The sequence below is a fragment of the Streptomyces sp. NBC_00310 genome (genome assembly GCF_036208085.1).
Lineage (GTDB): Bacteria > Actinomycetota > Actinomycetes > Streptomycetales > Streptomycetaceae > Streptomyces.
This window is the reverse complement of the sequence record NZ_CP130714.1, coordinates 10,121,322-10,137,812: the sequence shown is the minus strand read 5'-3', so window position 1 is coordinate 10,137,812 and position 16,491 is coordinate 10,121,322. Positions and strand designations below refer to the sequence as shown.

Annotated in this window: 14 protein-coding genes; 6 read left to right on the top strand and 8 right to left on the bottom strand. The window is 70.7% G+C overall.

Annotation, left to right across the window (positions count from 1 at the left end):
• The first annotated feature begins 35 nt into the window (after window positions 1-35).
• Window positions 36-1,412, top strand: a complete 1,377-nt coding sequence (locus tag OG202_RS44210) for a S1 family peptidase (protein WP_326574067.1) — start codon at window positions 36-38, stop codon at window positions 1,410-1,412.
• A gap of 139 nt (window positions 1,413-1,551) precedes the next feature.
• Here the strand turns inward: OG202_RS44210 and OG202_RS44205 are convergent, their stop codons facing one another.
• Together OG202_RS44205 and OG202_RS44200 are read right to left on the bottom strand one after the other, a co-directional pair.
• Window positions 1,552-1,734, bottom strand: a complete 183-nt coding sequence (locus tag OG202_RS44205) for a hypothetical protein (protein ID WP_326574069.1) — start codon at window positions 1,732-1,734, stop codon at window positions 1,552-1,554.
• Window positions 1,735-1,812: 78 nt separating this feature from the next.
• Window positions 1,813-2,973, bottom strand: a complete 1,161-nt coding sequence (locus OG202_RS44200) for an ROK family transcriptional regulator (protein ID WP_326574070.1) — start codon at window positions 2,971-2,973, stop codon at window positions 1,813-1,815.
• A gap of 171 nt (window positions 2,974-3,144) precedes the next feature.
• Between OG202_RS44200 and OG202_RS44195 the strand changes: the two genes are divergently transcribed.
• The 4 genes from OG202_RS44195 to OG202_RS44180 all read left to right on the top strand — a co-directional run bounded on the left by OG202_RS44195 (window position 3,145) and on the right by OG202_RS44180 (window position 7,632).
• On the top strand, window positions 3,145-4,044 hold the full coding sequence (locus OG202_RS44195; protein WP_326574071.1) for a carbohydrate ABC transporter permease: 900 nt from the start codon (window positions 3,145-3,147) through the stop codon (window positions 4,042-4,044).
• Between the two features lie 18 nt (window positions 4,045-4,062).
• A complete protein-coding gene (locus OG202_RS44190) occupies window positions 4,063-5,013 on the top strand; it encodes a carbohydrate ABC transporter permease (protein WP_327726444.1) in 951 nt (316 codons plus the stop codon).
• Window positions 5,014-5,023: 10 nt separating this feature from the next.
• Window positions 5,024-6,367 carry an ABC transporter substrate-binding protein gene (locus OG202_RS44185; RefSeq protein WP_328224556.1) on the top strand — a complete coding sequence of 448 codons (1,344 nt, stop codon included), beginning with the start codon at window positions 5,024-5,026 and terminating at the stop codon, window positions 6,365-6,367.
• Between the two features lie 62 nt (window positions 6,368-6,429).
• Window positions 6,430-7,632: a Gfo/Idh/MocA family protein gene (locus OG202_RS44180; protein WP_328224555.1), complete on the top strand. Its 1,203-nt coding sequence runs from the start codon at window positions 6,430-6,432 to the stop codon at window positions 7,630-7,632.
• Between the two features lie 40 nt (window positions 7,633-7,672).
• Here the strand turns inward: OG202_RS44180 and OG202_RS44175 are convergent, their stop codons facing one another.
• Entirely contained in the window at window positions 7,673-8,368 is a 696-nt protein-coding gene (locus OG202_RS44175; RefSeq protein ID WP_326574078.1) for a L,D-transpeptidase family protein, read from the bottom strand.
• A gap of 134 nt (window positions 8,369-8,502) precedes the next feature.
• Here OG202_RS44175 and OG202_RS44170 point away from each other — a divergent pair, with 134 nt between their 5' ends.
• Window positions 8,503-8,988, top strand: coding sequence for a carboxymuconolactone decarboxylase family protein (locus OG202_RS44170; protein WP_327726447.1), 486 nt, complete (start codon window positions 8,503-8,505; stop codon window positions 8,986-8,988).
• Between the two features lie 108 nt (window positions 8,989-9,096).
• On the opposite strand, the gene OG202_RS44165 is transcribed toward OG202_RS44170, so the two are convergent.
• Genes OG202_RS44165 through pabB form a run of 5 tightly spaced genes read right to left on the bottom strand, consistent with a single transcriptional unit; the run spans window position 9,097 to window position 16,483 of the window.
• Window positions 9,097-9,891 (bottom strand): aminotransferase class IV, encoded by a 795-nt coding sequence (locus tag OG202_RS44165; protein WP_327726448.1) that lies wholly within the window; start codon window positions 9,889-9,891, stop codon window positions 9,097-9,099.
• A gap of 24 nt (window positions 9,892-9,915) precedes the next feature.
• Window positions 9,916-11,109 (bottom strand): FAD-dependent monooxygenase, encoded by a 1,194-nt coding sequence (locus OG202_RS44160; protein ID WP_326574083.1) that lies wholly within the window; start codon window positions 11,107-11,109, stop codon window positions 9,916-9,918.
• Complete coding sequence (locus tag OG202_RS44155; RefSeq protein ID WP_326574085.1) at window positions 11,106-12,689, bottom strand: class I adenylate-forming enzyme family protein; 1,584 nt, start codon at window positions 12,687-12,689, stop codon at window positions 11,106-11,108. The genes OG202_RS44160 and OG202_RS44155 overlap by 4 nt, the downstream gene beginning before the upstream one ends.
• Window positions 12,690-12,731: 42 nt before the next feature.
• Window positions 12,732-14,333, bottom strand: a complete 1,602-nt coding sequence (locus OG202_RS44150; RefSeq protein WP_326574086.1) for a benzoate-CoA ligase family protein — start codon at window positions 14,331-14,333, stop codon at window positions 12,732-12,734.
• Entirely contained in the window at window positions 14,330-16,483 is a 2,154-nt protein-coding gene (pabB, locus tag OG202_RS44145) for an aminodeoxychorismate synthase component I (protein WP_328224554.1), read from the bottom strand. The genes OG202_RS44150 and pabB overlap by 4 nt, the downstream gene beginning before the upstream one ends.
• Window positions 16,484-16,491: the final 8 nt, after the last annotated feature.

The following is a 16,491-nucleotide window of genomic DNA, read 5'->3' as shown; positions in this document are numbered from 1 at the left end:
TGACACCGTGTCGGACGGGGTTCGGGAGCCAGGTAATGAGGCACGCACGACGACGAGTCGTGAAGCGGGTGGCGCGGCTGACGGCCGCCGGTGGACTGATCTGCGGAGCCCTGATGGTCACCCAGGCGGCGATGGCGACCGAACCCGCCGTCACCCCGCCCGCGACCCGCAGTGCGGTGCTGGCCGCATCGGGCACCGGGAACGGTCTGGTGACCGAGCTCGGCTCCGAGCGCACGGCGGGCACCTGGATAGCCGATGACGGCAGCCCGGTCGTCGCGGTCACCGACGAGAAGGCGGCGGCCGAGGTCAAGCAAGCGGGTGCCCGCCCCAAGATGGTCGAGTACAGCGGCGAGGACCTGAAGTCCGCCACGGAGGCGCTGCGTTCGGCGCCCCGGGTGTCGGGCACCTCCTGGGCCGTCGATCCCGCCTCGAACGAGGTCGTGGTGCGGGCCGACAGCACGGTCTCCAAGAAGGACTGGGCGAGCCTGACCGACCTCGCCGAGGAGATCGGCGGGTCCGTGCGGATGGAGCGCACCGAGGGCACGTACACGATGCGGCTCAACGGCGCCCAGCCCATCTTCGGCACGGGCGGCCGCTGTTCGATCGGCTTCAACGTGACCGACGGCGAGAACGACTTCATGCTGACCGCCGGGCACTGCGGTCCCACCGGTTCCGTCTGGTTCGCGGACAACCAGGGGCAGCAGGAGATCGGCCGGACAACCGAGTCGAACTTCCCCGGCGGTGACTTCTCGCTCGTCCAGTACCTCCAGGACGCGCCGAGCAACAAGACCAACGTCGTCTCGGTCGGCGACGGCCGCGGGGTGCGCATCACCTCGGTCGGCGAGGCGGCGGTCGGCCAGCGGGTCTTCCGCAGCGGCAGCACCAGCGGCTTCCGCAACGGCGAGGTGACCGGCCTCGACGCCACGGTCAACTACCCCGAGGGCACGGTCAGCGGCCTCATCGAGACCACGGTCTGCGCCGAGCCGGGCGACAGCGGCGGCCCGATGTTCTCGGAGGGCGTGGCCCTGGGGGTGACCTCGGGCGGCAACGGCGACTGCGACGAGGGCGGTACGACGTTCTTCCAGCCGCTGTCCGACGCCCTCGACGACCTCGGTGTCCAGCTGAACGGCGTGCCCCAGTCCGCCGCCCAGCCGTCCGCCGCGGCGGACGGCTCCGAGGACGAGGACGCCCAGGGCGCCGCCCCCGGCTCGGTCGAACCGGGCTCCGTGGAGCCCGTCGAGTCCATCGGTGTCGCCTCCGACCTCCTCGACCGCCTCGCCGACCCCCGCAACGTCGGCCCGGGCCTTCTGGTCATCGCGGGCAGCATGGTCGCCCTGGCGGCCACCCGCTTCATCCGCACGGAACAGGACAGGCAGGCATACCGCCGCCAGTACTCACAGACCTGGAGCTGAGAGGGACCCATGATCGGGCGCGCCCGCCGGGCGCGCCCACGAAGGGGCGCGGAGAGCCGCGCGAGCGTCCCGCACCGGCCCGGGCTCCACCGGCCCGCAGCCGATACCGATACCGATACCGATACCGATACCGATAAGGCTACGAGGCGGCGGCCCACTCGAGGACGAGGCGCTCGTACTCGCTCCGCTGCTCCCTGTTCAACGTCCCACCGCTCCGGAACCAGAGCGCCCGGATCTCCTCGTTGACCTCGGCGGCCGTTCTCGTCGGTACTTCCGATCTTTCCAGGACGACATCAGGGGGAGTGGACATGGTGTAAACCATATGTCCTCGAACGTGAAGCCGATGTGAGTAAAGGTGCCACTTCCGACATTACGGACCGTGAAGCTGATCACTCTGCGTTTACGGCTCCACGGTTCCGAGCACGAGGATCTGAATGGCCAGCACGGCCGCCCCGCGCGCCCAGTCGTGGAAGTCGGACACCTTCGTCTCCAGCGGGACGGGCGCGGCCAGCGGATGCCGATGAGCCCGGACGGCCGCGTCCACGGCCTCCCCCGCCACCCCCATCAGCCCGACCCCCTCCCCCGCGAGCAGGATCTTCTGCGGCATCACGAAGTTGGCGATCTGGGCCACCAGCGTCCCCAGTGCCCGCCCCGCCTCCCCGACGACCCGCGCACACATCGGCTCCCCCTCGGCCGCACCGGCCAGGATCTCCTCGTACGTCACCTCGCGGCCGGTCGCCGCCTGGACCTGGTACCGGATGCTGGGGATGCTCAACAGTGAGACGGCGCTGCCGCGCTCCCCGTCGGGGGTGAGCGGGCCGGCGGGGTCCACGATCCAGTGGCGGCCGAACCCCCGGTCCTCCTCCGCGTACGCCACCCGCTTGCCGCCCAGGACGAGCCCGTAGCCGACGCCCGCGCCGATGGTGAGGACGACGAACCGGTCGAGGCCGCGCCCCGCGCCGAACCAGGTCTCGGCCTCGACGAGCGCGGCGACGTCGTTCTCGACGATCACCGGCAACCCGGTGCGCTCCTCGACGAGTTCGGCCAGCGGGACGTCACGCCACGACAGGAAGGGTGACTCCCCGACCACCGCGCGGCGCCGGACCAGACCGCCGACCCCGATGCCGATACCGGCGAGGGAGGGGTGCGAGCGCGCGAGCTCGGCGGCCATCTCGGCGAGCAGATCGGCGACCCGCTCCGGCTCGTGCGTGGTGAGCGGGCGGTCGTAGCGGGTGACGATCTCGCTCCGGAGCGTGGTGACCACGCCGTACACCATGTCGTCGGTGATCTTGAAGCCGATGAAGGAACGGGACTCGGCGACGATGTCCAGCGGCTGCGAGGGGCGCCCTTGACGGACCTCGGGGAGCGCGGCTCCCTCTGCGGTCTCGATCAGCAGCCCCGACTCGATCAGCGGTTTGGTCAGCCGGGTGAGGCTGCCCGCGGACAGGCCGAGCCGCCGGGCGAGGTCCGTGCGCGAGAGCGGGCCGTGCACCAACACCTCGATCGCCACCGCGCGTTCCCCGGGACTGAGCGGCAGCCAGCTGGCAGCGAGTGCGGTCATAGGGGTCAGACTCCCACACCACGTTTCTTCCGTCACGGAAATAACAAGCTCACTCTAGCCCCATCGTCGCTCCCCAAAAAACATGTCCGCACGCCTCTTGACGCCACAATTCTTTCGCAGCAAAAGTAAGTGGCCTGAGTCTGAGGCACCGCCGCCGATGAGGGAGCACCGATGACCATCGCCTCCAGCAGTCCACCGTTCCGCAGGCGAGGCGACGGCGTCCTGGCCGCCGTCTTCATCGCCCCGGCGATGCTCGGCTTCCTGGTGTTCCTGCTCTGGCCGACGCTGCGCGGCATCTATCTGAGCTTCACCCGCTTCAACCTGCTCACCCCGGCCGAGTGGGTGGGCCTCGACAACTACGTCCGGATGGTCAACGACCCCATTTTCTGGGACTCGTTGACGGTCACGGTCGAGTACGTGGTTCTCAACATCGCTGTGCAGACGGTCGCCGCGCTCGCCATCGCCGTGCTCCTCCAGCGGCTGACCCAGTCGGCCCTGCTGCGCGGCATCGTCCTCACGCCCTATCTGATGTCGAACGTGGTCGCCGGTCTGGTCTGGCTGTGGATCCTCGACACCCAGCTCGGCATAGGCAACGAGATCATCGGCGCCCTCGGTGTGGACCGCGTCCCCTTCCTCGCCGACGAGACCTGGGCCATCCCCACGATCGCCCTGATCAACGTGTGGCGGCACGTCGGCTACACCGCGCTGCTCCTCTTCGCCGGGCTCCAGGCGATACCGAACGACGTGTACGAGGCGGCCCGGGTGGACGGCGCGAGCGAGTGGCGGATGTTCTGGCGGGTCACCATGCCCCTGCTGCGTCCGGTGCTGGCGGTGGTGCTGATCATGACGGTGATCGGTTCGTTCCAGGTGTTCGACACCGTGGCGGTGACCACGGCGGGCGGTCCCGCGAACGCCACGAACGTCCTGCAGTTCTACATCTACGGCTCCGCCTTCGGCCGCTTCCAGTTCGGCTACGCCTCGGCGATGTCCGTCGCCCTGCTGGTCGTGCTCAGCGCGATCACCGTCCTGCAGTACCGGCTCACCAGGGCCGGCCAGAGCGACCTCGGCTGACGGAAGGGAGACACCGACATGGCTGCCGTGACGACCACTTCGACGCCACCGGCTTCGACACCGACACCGACTCCGGCCGTTCGGCCGGTGAGGCGCGGGTTCTCCGTCGGGCGGGCCGCCGCCTGGACCGTGATGGGTCTGATCGTGCTCATCACCCTGCTGCCGTTCTACTGGATCCTGCGCACCGCGCTCTCCTCCAACGCCGGGCTCAACGCGGACCCCGCGAACCCGCTGCCCGTCGATCTCACCGGCAGCGGCTTCGAACGGGCCCTCGGTCTGCAGTCCGCCGAGGAGGCGATCGCACAGGGCGGGGCCGGCGGCGGGCTGGACTTCTGGCGGTATCTGCTCAACTCGGTGATCGTGTCGACGCTGATCACCGGCTGTCAGATCTTCTTCTCCGCGATGGCCGCGTACGCCTTCGCACGGCTGCGCTGGCGCGGCCGGGACCAGGTGTTCGGGCTGTTCCTGGCCGGGCTGATGGTGCCGACCATCTTCACCCTGCTGCCGAACTTCGTGCTCATCAAGCAACTGCACCTGGTGGACTCGCTGCTCGGCATCGCGCTGCCCAGCCTCTTCATGACGCCGTTCGCGGTCTTCTTCCTCCGGCAGTTCTTCATGAACATCCCCCACGAGGTCGAGGAGGCGGCGCTGCTCGACGGGGCCGGGAAGGTCAGGATCTTCTTCCGGGTGATCCTGCCGATGGCGTCCACCCCCATCCTCACCCTGTCCGTGCTGACGTACATCACCTCCTGGAACGACTACTTCTGGCCGCTGATGGTCAGTTACAGCGACGGCTCCCGGGTGCTGACGGTGGCGCTGGCGATCTTCCGGGCGCAGACCCCGGCGACCGGCGTGGACTGGTCGGGGCTCACGGCGGCGACGCTGATCGCCGCGCTGCCGATGCTGGTGCTCTTCGCCGCTTCCGCCCGCCGCATCGTCAGCTCCATCGGCTTCACCGGGATCAAGTGAGGAAACTCTGATGCGACTTCGTACGCTGACCGCATGGGCCGGAGCGCTGACGCTGTCCCTGGTCACCGGCTGCGCCCAGGGCGACGGCACCGGGGCCTCCTCGAACACGGTGACGTACTGGCTGTGGGACGCCAACCAGTTGCCCGCCTACCAGGCCTGCGCGAAGGGATTCGAGCAGGAGAACCCCGGACTGAAGGTGAAGATCACCCAGTTGGGGTGGAGCGACTACTGGACCAAGCTCACCGCCGGGTTCATCGCGGGCACCCAGCCGGACGTGTTCACCGACCACATCCAGAAGTTCGGCCAGTTCGCCGATCTGCGGGTACTCGAACCGCTCGACGACCTGGGCATCGAGGACTCCGACTACCAGCCGGGGCTCGCCGCCAACTGGATCGGCCAGGACGGGCACCGCTACGGCGCCCCGAAGGACTGGGACACCGTCGCGCTCTTCTACGACAAGGAGAGGGTGAAGGAGGCCGGTCTGAGCGCCGACGAACTCAACGACCTCTCCTGGAACCCGGAGGACGGCGGCAGCTTCGAGAAGGCCATCGCCCATCTCACCGTCGACGGCAGGGGCAGGCGGGGCGACGAGCCCGGCTTCGACAAGCACGACGTCAAGGTGTACGGCCTGGCCAGCAACGGCGGCGGGTACGCCGACGGGCAGACCCAGTGGAGCCCCTTCACCGGCTCGGCCGGGTGGAGCTACACGGACAAGGCGCGCTGGGGCACGCAGTACCAGTACGACAGCGAGACCTTCCAGTCCGTGGTCAAGTGGTACTTCGGGCTGGCGGAGAAGGGTTACATGGTTCCCTTCGCCGACTACAACGTCCAGTCCAACCAGGCCAACACCCAGATCGCCGCGGGCAAGGCCGCCGTCACCTTCGACGGCGCCTGGATGATCTCCACCTACGACGGCTTCAAGGGCAGGGACATCGGCACGGCCGTCACCCCGGCCGGCCCCACCGGCGAGCGCGCCACCATGATGAACGGCCTCGCCGACTCCATCACCAAGGCCTCCGAGAACAAGCCGGGCGCCCGGAAGTGGGTGGCGTATCTGGCCTCCGACGCCTGCCAGACCGTCGTGGGCCGGTACGGGGTCGTCTTCCCGGCCACCCCGGCCGGCACCGAGGCCGCCGTCGCCGCGTACGAGAAGAAGGGCCTCGACGTCTCGGCCTTCACCGAACCGGTGGCCGACAAGGAGAACTTCCGGACCTTCTCCTACCCGATCACCAACTACGCCGCGGACGTCACCGCGCTCATGCAGCCCGCGATGGAGGACATCTACGGCAACGGCGCTCCGGTGAGCGGCCTCGACGACACCAACGACCAGATCAACCTCATTCTCGACCAGTGACCGCGGCCGGACCCCGACCCGTCACTCGACCCGTCACTCGACCAGCGAAGGACATTCCCTCCATGACGTTCTCCCTCGGCATCGTCGGCGCCGGCCAGTTCTCCGGCCAGTTCGCCACGCTGTTCCAGGCCCACCCAGGCGTCGGCGACGTCTATGTCACGGACCTGCTGCCCGAGCGGGCCGAAGAACTCGCGGCCGCCCAGGGGCTGGCCGGCACCTTCCCGTCGTACGAGGCGATGCTGGAGTCGCCGGCGGTCGACGCGGTCGCGATCTTCACCCAGCGATGGACCCACGGGCCGCTGGTGCTCCAGGGCCTGGGCGCCGGCAAGCACGTGTACTCCGCGGTCCCCATGGCGATCACCGCCGACGAGATAGCGGCGATCATCGACGCGGTCAGGGCGACCGGGCTGACGTACATGATGGGTGAGACCAGCCAGTACAACCCGGCGACCGTGCACGCCCGCAACCAGATCGCCAAGGGCGCGTTCGGGCGGATCTTCTACGCCGAGGGCGACTACGTCCACGACATGGACCTCGGGTTCTACGAGGCCTACCAGTACAGCGGCGGCGAGAACTGGAAGCAGACCGCCAGCTATCCCCCGCTGCTGTATCCGACGCACTCGGTGGGCGGGGTGCTGGGCGCCTGGCAGACGCACGCGGTGAGCGTGTCGGCGATCGGGGTCGTGGACGGGCGCGGGGACGGCGTGTTCGACAAGGACGTCAGCCAGTTCGGCAACGACTTCTCCAACGCGACCGCGCTCTTCGAGGTCGCGGGCGGCGGTTCGTTCCGTACGAACGAGTTCCGGCGGGTCGGCTACCCCTCGCAGATCCGGGAGTCGCGTTTCCGGTTCTTCGGCACGGACGCCAGCATGGAACAGCTCGCCACCGTGGCGTTCTGGCAGGACAAGAAGGGGGTCGAGGACATCAGCGAACTCCTTGCGCCCAAGCCCACCCTGTCCCCGGACGATCCCTCGCTCCAGCACATCGCGCCGGATCTGCGGGCCGCCTTCACCTCCGGGTCGGCGCCGGTGCACGACCGGGCGCGGCTGCCGCGGGAGTTCGACGAGCTGCACAACGGGCACGAGGGCAGCCACCACTTCCTGGTGGACGACTTCGTGACCGCCGTCAACACCCGGACACTGCCGTCGGTGAACGCCTGGGTGGCGGCCCGCTACACCCTGCCGGGCATCGTCGCGCACGAGTCGGCGCGGCAGGGTGGGGTGCGGCTGGAGATCCCGGACTTCGGGGACGCGCCCGAGGCGTGACGTTTCACCGTCGTCGCCGGGCCGGGCTCCCGACCGCCTGTCAGGTGCCCGGCTTGCGGCCGTACACGTAGACGTCGTCGCCCTTCTTCAGCAGCGACCAGTACTTCTTGGCGTCGGTCCTGGTCATGTTGACGCAGCCGTGGGAGCCGGGCGGGTTCCACATGCTGACGCCGACGGAGTGGAAGGCCTGGCCGCCGTCGAAGAACTGGCTGTAGGGCATCGGCACGTGGTAGATCGACGAGACGTGGTCGATGTTCCGCCAGTAGATCTGCTTCAGTCCGGTGCGGGTCTCGTAGCCGTCGCGGCCGGTGCGGACCGGCACGGGCCCGTAGACGAGCTTCTTGCCGTCCTGGATCCAGGTCAGCTGGAGGGTCAGGTTCACACAGGCGATGCGGCCCTTGTTGGTCGGGCACTTGCCGGCCTTGTTGGGGTTCTTGCCGACGGCCTTCTGCTTGTTCATCAGGTCCATCACGCCCCAGGTGACGGATCCCGCGTAGCCGATGTTCGGCGTGATGCCGTGCTTGGTCTGGAAGGCCCTGATGGCCTTGCAGTCGGCGGTGGACTGCTTGCCGTCGACCGGCCGGCCGAGGAACTTCTCCACCTGCTTCTGGTACGGCCCCGTCGACGTCGTACAACTCGCCGCCTGCGCGGGCGCGGTGCCCCACGCGAGCGTGAGCGGTGTCAGCAGTCCGGTGATGGTGAGTGCGACTGCGCCTCTTCTGCCTATGTCCCCCATGGCGGGCCTTCCCTTTCGCGCGCTCCACTGGTCCTGCCTGCCTAGACAGCCGATAGGGGGACAACGGTTGTGGGAAAGCTCGCGTCGAGACGAAACAGTTACACAGCCGGGAATTCGGATATAGAGTTCTCCCCATGAGCAACAGCGATTCCATATCTCGTGTGGCCCTCAAGAAAATCACCCCCGATGTGTCCGGAGCGATGGGCTCCCTGCACGGCGCCGCCGTTTCCGCGGCCCGGGACGCGAAGGTCGAGCCCGAGATCCTCGAACTGATCAGAATTCGCGCCTCGCAGATCAACGGCTGCGCGTTCTGTCTGGACATGCACACCAAGGACGCCCGCGCGCAGGGCGAGACCGAGCAGCGGATCTACGCGCTCAGCGCCTGGCGCGAGACCCCCTTCTTCACCGCCCGCGAGCGCGCCGCCCTGGCGTTGACCGAGGCCGTGACCCTGGTCCACGACGGCCACGTGCCCGACGACGTCTACGCGGCGGCCGCCGAGGTGTTCGACGAGGAGCAGGTCGCGGCGCTGATCTGGGCGGCCACCGTGATCAACGCGTACAACCGGATCGCCATCGCGACCCGGATGGTCCCGGGCGCCTATCAGCCCGTCCAGAAGTAGTCCGGAACTCCCAGAGCCGCCTTCTCCGGTAATTCAAGAACGACTTTTGGCGCCGGGCCGAAATCACTTCGGCCCGGCGCTTCTGCGCGCCCTTATATCATGGTGAATTCAGTGGTCCGGCAGTGGCTCCATGAGCCCGTCCAGCCATTTCCGCCATTCCGGGGCGTGGACGGCCGGACCCGCGCTCATCGGGCGGCCGGTCCAGGCGACGACCGGGCGGATGCCGTGGAGGGCGTTGATCAGCCACACCTCGCGGCCGTCCAGCTCCGCGAGGGAGCGTTCGCGATGGGCCACCCGGACGCCGGTGCGGGCGGCCCGCTCCTGGACGAGCGCCATGGTCACTCCGGCGAGGAGGGGCAGGCGGGGCGGCGGCAGGCAGAGGGTGTCGTCCTCCCACCACAACAGGCTGGAGTTGGCGGCCTCCAGCACCAGGCCGGAGGGCGCGATGAGCACGGCCTCGTCGGCGTCGGCGCCGGACGCCCGTCTGCGTACGCGGGCCAGGGCGTCCAGGTCCGGCCCCTTGCGGCGGGGAACGGTACGCGGATCGGGCTGGCCGGCCGCCCACACCCGGACCTCGGCCGTGCGGGGCGGCGCGGGGCGCAGCAGGAGCCTCAGCTCCAGTGACCCGGAGGCGAGTTCGACCCGGGGGAACCACTCCCCCGTGCGCGGCAGGGCGCGGGTCATGTCCTGCCAGAAGTCGACGACCTGGGCCAGGGGTGGTGCGCCGCACTCGCCGCAGGACCGCAGAAACCGTTCGCGGTGCCGGTCGAAACCGCGCACCCGTCCCTCGCGCAGCAGCCACGAGTCCGCGACGAGGAGGCGTCCGCCCTGTGCCTGGCCGGGGACGAGGCCGTGTTCGGGTGACCAGGTCAGCAGACCTTCCGCGATGGCGGGTTGTGTCACTCGGTGCTCCTGTCGGTCTTCGGGTCAGTACTTGCGGCCCGCGACGGCCGGGGAGCCGTGCCGGGGCCCGTAGGGCGCGTGCTCCAGCCAGGCGCCGCAGCGCGGCACCACGGGAGCGAGGGCCGCCGCCGCCCGCTGCTTGACGCGGACGATACGGCGCCGGGGCCGCAGATGGTCCAGGGCCGTGCCGGCGGCGGCGCTGTTGAACAGGCCCGCAGAGCGCCGGACCTCGGCGAAGGAGTCGGCCGCCTCGGGCGTGCCGTCGGCGATCGCGCGGGCCGCGGCGACCGCGTCCGCGATGCCGCTGTTCATCCCGCGCGCCCCGAACGGCGGGAAGAGATGGGCCGCCTCGCCGGCCAGCAGCACCCGGCGGTGCGGGTCGGTGAACACGGCGGCGACCTTGCGCAGGAAGCGGTAGGTGGACACCCACAGGACGCGCTCGGCGTACCCGTCGCCGACGACCTCCGGCAGCCAGCGCCGTACGGCCTCCCGGGTGCCGAACTCCTCCGTCGCGTCGTCGTCCCGGCACTGCAGGTCGAGCTGGAAGCCGCCGGTGAAGGGCACCCGCATGACGCTGCGGCCGCCGAGGCCCGGATGTTCGTAGTGGAAGACCCGCTCCAGGGGCAGTTCGGCGCCGGGGATGTCGGCGATGTCCGCGACGACGTGGAAGCCCTCGCCGTGGGTGCCCTCCAGCGGGATGCCCAGTTCGCGCCGTACGGCCGAGCGGGCGCCGTCGGCGGCCACCACGTGGGGGCCCGTCCAGGTACGGCCGCCCTCGCCGGTGAGGGTCACTCCGTCCGGGTCGGTCCGTACGCCGGTGATGCGCGCGTCCCACACGAACTCCACGCCGGCGTCCCGGCAGGCGGCGAGCAGGAAGCGCTCGGTGTCGACCTGGCGGAGGCTGGTGAAGGGCGGGGTGCCGGTGGGCGGCGGGAAGGTGCGGGCGTAGACCTCGCGGCCCCGGTACAGGGTGCGTCTGGTGTGCCAGGTCCGGCCGTACGCGGCGATCTCGCCCGCGAGCCCCGGCCGGATCCCCTCCAGGAGCTCCAGGGTCTCGCGATGCACGAACAGGGCGCGGCTGCCGGGGCGTTCGCGGCTCTCGGGATCGGCTTCGAGCAGGCGGACGGGGAGGTCGTGGGCGCGCAGGGCGAGGGCGGCGGAGAGGCCCACGGGGCCGGCGCCCACGACGAGGACGGGGACGGGGACGGGGGTGGTCATGCGCGGGTGCTTTCGGTGAGCATGCGGGTGATCTCGACGCGCTTGACCTTCCAGGTGGAGGTCATCGGCAGTTCCTCGAACCGCCACTGCCGGGGCTCGGCCATGGTGGGCAGGTCGGCCGTGGCCTCGTGCCAGCGCCGCAGGTCCAGGGGCCGTTCGCCGCGTACGCACACCACGGGGACGGGTTCGCGGTCGACGCCGGGCACGATGACGACCTCGCGCAGCTCCTCCAGGCGGGACATCAGGGTGTCCTCCACCTCCAGGTTGCTGTGCACGGAGTCGATCTGGTCGATCTCCCGGTCGATGAGGTACAGCGCCCCCCAGCGGCTCTGGTAGCCCATGTCGCCCATCTGCCACCAGCCGCCGTCGAGTTGGCGCAGATAGCGCTCCCGGGCGCCGAGGTAGGTGAGGATGCGGCCCCGGGTGCGGGCCTCGATCCGGCCGGCGGTGCCGGGGGCGACCTTCCGCCCGGCGTCGTCGGCCACCCGGACGCGGGTGAACCCGGGGATGCCGATGCCGACCCGGCGGCCGTCCGCGCGGGCGGCGCTGCGACGGGTGAACCACTGGAAGGCGACCGGCCCCGTCTCGCTCTGCCCGTACAACTGGATGAGCCACGGTGAGCGCCGCTCGGACGCGTCGAGGAGCCGCTGCACGGTGCGCGGGTGGATGGCGTCGAAGGTGGACCCGTACGAGCGGACGCGGGACAGGGGTGCTCCGGGCGCGTCGGCCAACTCCTCCCACAGCACGAAGGTGTTGGGGTGGGTCTCGACGATGCCGGGGCGGTGGCGCGCCAGCAGCGGGCCCACGTTCGACGGTTCCGGGTCGGTGATCAGGACCAGCGGGCTGCCGAAGTGCAGCAGGACGCCGAGCAGGTGGTAGAAGCGCGAGTGCACGAACGACATGTGCAGGGCGGCCGTCTCGCCGCGCGTGGGCCAGCCCATGGCCTTCTGCGGGACGAGCCGGTTCCACATGGTGTTCGGGCAGTGCACGGCCAGCTTGGGGAGGCCGGTGGTGCCCGAGCTGTGGGTGATGAGGGAGGGGTCGCGGGGGTGGAGGCGGACGGCGGCCGGGGTCGGGGCGCCCGCGTACTTCTGCAGCGGTTCGGCGCCGGGGGCGTCGTCGACCGAGAGCGTGCTCCGTACGAGGCCGGTGAGTTCGACGTCCTTCAGGGGGCCGTCGAGCTTCGCCCGGTCGGTGATCAGCCAGGGCCGGTGGAGGCGTTCGAGGAGCTGTCCGACCACCGGGCCCGCGAGTCCGGGCGACAGCAGGACGGGGACGGCGCCGATACGGGAGACCGCGCAGGTCAGCAGCACGATGTCGACGTTGTCCGTCTTGTGGACGACCACTTCCTCGGAGGGGCGGACGCCCGCTTCCCAGAGGCGGCCGGAGAGTTCGTCGACCACGTCGGCGAGGGTGGTGTAGGAGAGGTCGGTCCCGAGGCCGGGGTCGACGTCGAGCGGCCGGTCCAGGGTGACGAAGACATGGCCGTGACGTCGGGCGGCCTCGGTGAACATCGAACCCAGGTAGAACCCACGGCCGGCGAGGGCGGGCTGCCGATCGGCCTGAAGCTGGTCTCGCATGGGACCGGACCTTTCTGCGGGGGTGAGGGTGTCGGCCATGGCTCACCACGCCCCTTGGCGGACGAGGTGCCGGCGGAGCTTGCCGGTCGCGGTGCGGGGCAGCGTGGGCACGAAGCTGACGCTGCGGGGGACCTTGAAGGCGGCGAGCCTGCCGCGGGCCATGCAGATCAGTTCGGCCTCCAGGCCCACCCCGATGGGCGGGACGGGGATGACGAAGGCCCGTAGCCTGCTGGCTCCGCGCTCGTCGGTGACGGCCGCGACGGCGACGTCCCGGACCCCGGGGTGGGTGCGCAGCAGCGCCTCCACCTCCAGCGGGGAGACGGTGATGCCGCCGACCATCTCCATGTCGTCGGCCCGGCCCAGATGCCGGTAGGTGCCGTCGGGTTCGCGGACGGCCCGGTCCCGGGTGTTGAGCCAGCCGCCGACGAGGGTGCGCTCGGTCTCCTCGGGCCGGTTGAGGTAGCCGGGGGTCACCGTCGGGCCGCGCACCCAGAGTTCGCCCGCCTCGCCGTCCGTGACCTGCGCACCCGAGCGGTCGCGGAGTTCGACCTCGAAGCCGGGGACGGGGCGGCCGACCGTGCCGGGGTGGTTGTGGTCGAAGCCGTTGGCGCAGAAGGCGTGGCCGGCCTCGGTGGAGCCGATCTGTTCGAGGACGGGGGCGCCGAGCAGTTCGGTGACCTGCTCGCCGAGTCCGGCGGGCATGCCCTCGCCGGCGGACACGGCCGCGCGCACCGAGGCGAAGCAGCCCTCGTGGCCGCCTGCTCGGTCGGCGACGAGGGCGGCGTACGCCGACGGCACCGAGTAGAGGAGGGTCACGCGGTGGCGGGCGACGAGCTCGTCGACCGCCGCGGGGGTGGGACGGCGGTCGGCGAGGACGGCGGAGGAGCCGGAGAAGAGCGGGAAGACGAGGGCGTTGCCGAAGCCGTAGGCGAAGTACAGCCGGGAGACGGAGAGCGTGACGTCGTCCGGGGTGACGCGGAGCAGTCGGCGGCCGATGAGGTCGTGGTACGTCTTGGGGTCGCCGTGGACGTGCACGACGCCCTTGGGGCGGCCGGTCGTTCCCGAGGTGTACTGGATGTACAGGGGGCTGTGGGCGTCGACCGGGTGGGCGTGCGTGGTGGGGGCCGCCGTGGTGCTCAGGGCGATCAGCTGGTCGGACCCGAGGCGCCGGGTCGGGGCCGTGGCACCGCCGCGGGCCGGGCGTGGCCGGTCGCGGAGTTCCTCGCGTCCCTTGCGGGGCGACGGGATGTAGCTGTCCAGCCCCGGTCCCGTCACCCACAGGACCGCCTCCGTGTCCTCCGCCATGAACTGGAGTTCGGGTGGGGTGAGTTCGGGGTTGACCAGGACCGCCACCGCGCCCAGGCGGGCGAGGGCGAGGAAGGTGGTGACCCAGGTGACGGAGTCCGGGAGGGCGAGCAGGACGCGGTCGCCGGGGCGGACGCCGTGGTCGGTGAGGACGGTGGCGGCGCGGGCCGCGAGGTCGTGGACCTCGCCGTGGGAGTAGGCCCGGTGGCCCTGGTGGAAGGCCGGCCGGTCGGCCCAGCCGCGCCGCTCGACGAGGGCCGCGAGATGGGCCGCGAGGTTGCCCGGGGCGCCGGCGTCGGCGTGGAGCCGGGTGGGCTGGAATGTCGTCGTGATCGTCATCGCGTCGGCTCCTCGGTGACGGCCGGGGCGGAGGCGTGTTCCCGGTGGGCCCGCATCAGTGCCGCGGTCTTCAGCAGCATCTCGTCGTACTCGGCGGCCGGATCGGAGTCGAGGACGATCGCGCCGCCCGCGCCCAGATGCATACGGCCGCCCTGGAACACGGCGGTACGGATGACGATGTTCAGGTCCGCGCCGCCGCTGCACCCGAGGTAGCCGAGGGCCCCCGAGTACACGCCCCGCGCCTCGGTCTCCAGCGAGTCGATGATCTCCATCGTGCGGATCTTGGGCGCCCCGGTCATCGACCCGCCGGGGAAGCAGGCCCGGACGCAGTCGACGGCGTCGGTGCCCTCGCGCAGTCTGCCCTCGACGGTGGAGACCAGTTGGTGCACGGTGGCGTAGGTCTCGGTGGCCATCAGACGCGTGACCTTGACGGAGCCGGTCCGGGAGACCCGGCCGAGGTCGTTGCGGAGCAGGTCGACGATCATCAGGTTCTCGGCGCGGGTCTTGGCGTCCGCCGCCAGTTCGTCCCGCAGCCGGTCGTCCTCCTCCGGGGTGCTCCCCCGGGGTGCGGTGCCCTTGATGGGCTTCGCCTCGGCGACGCCGTCGCGGGTGATCCGCAGGAAGCGCTCGGGGGACGAGCTCGCGATGTCGAGGTCGCCGAACCTGAGGAAGGCGGCGTACGGGGCCGGGTTGATGCGGCGCAGCACCCGGTAGAAGTCGTACGGGTCGTACGGCGCGGGTAACCGGGCCGCGTTGGTCAGACAGACCTCGTAGCTCGTGCCCGCGTTCAGCTCCGCCTTGCAGGCCTCGATGTCGGCGAGGTAGGTGGCGCGGTCGCGGACGAGCCAGGGCTCGGCGGCACGCGGGTAGGGCGGGGTGGCCGGCCGCAGGGGGACCGTGGCGTCCGAGGCGACGAAGGTCAGCTGGGCCAGCGCGGTGTCGAGCCAGTCGCCGGCCTCGCGGGACGCCGCGGGGGTGTCCTCGGACAGGCAGACCGCGTAGGTGAGTCCCTCCTCGTGGTCCACGGCGATCAGCCGGTCCGCGAACAGCCAGGTGGCGTCCGGGGTTTCGGCCTGGTGCCGGTTCGGGGAGCCGGTGTCGGCCTTGAGCTCGTAGCCGAAGTAGCCGACGTAGCCGCCGGTGAAGTCGAAGGGCAGGCCCGTCGCGTCGACCTTGCGGCTGGCGAGCTGACGCTTCAGATAGTCGAAGACGCTCGCCTGGACCCGGCGGGTGGGCCGCCCCGCCCGTTCGATCTCGCACAGGCCGCTGTCGACGTCGTAGCGGACGACCTCGGCGAGCGGACCGCTGCCGTCGCCGAAGAACGAGAACCGTGACAGGCCGGGCTCGACGCGGGAGCTGTCCAGCCAGAACGCGTGCGGCGCGTCGGCGTACATGCGCGTGAAGGCTGCCTCGGCGTCGACGGCGCCGGCGATCCGGCGGGTGTGCAGCCGGTAGGCGGACCCGGGGGCCCGCCGGGGGCGGGGGATCGCGCCGGTCAGAGGGGTTGCCGCGGTGTGGTTCGTACCGGCGACGGGGGCGACCGCGGTGTTCTTGGTCCGCGGGCTGCCGGCCCGTTCCGCCGTGAGGTTGCGGAAGTTGATCAGCAGACGGTGGCCGTGGTCGGTGAGGATCGACTCGGGGTGGAACTGGACGCCCCACAGCGGCCGTTCGCGGTGGCGCAGGCCCATCAGGACGCCGTCCTCGGACCAGGCGGTGGCCTCCAGGGTCGGCGGCAGCGGCTCGCGCACGGACAACGAGTGGTAGCGGACGACCGTGAAGTTCTGCGGCAGGCCGTGGAACAGGTCGCGCCCGTCGTGCCGGACCGTGGACAGGTGCCCGTGGCGCGGCCACGGGGCGGGCTCGACATCGGCCCGCTCCCCCACGGCGATGCCCTGATGGCCCAGGCAGACGCCCAGTACGGGGATCTCCGCCTCGGCGATCACCCGGGCGGCGATTCCGAAGTCACGCGTTTCCGAGGGGTGGCCGGGTCCCGGCGACACCACCACGTTGTCGAATTCCCGCAGCTCCGGAATGTCGCCGACCGGAGCGTCGTTCAGCACCACCACCGGCTCCTCGCCGTTGACCTCGGCGATCAGCTGGAACAGGTTGTACGTGTACGAATCATAATTGTCGATGAGCAGGGTCTTCACCCGCCCAC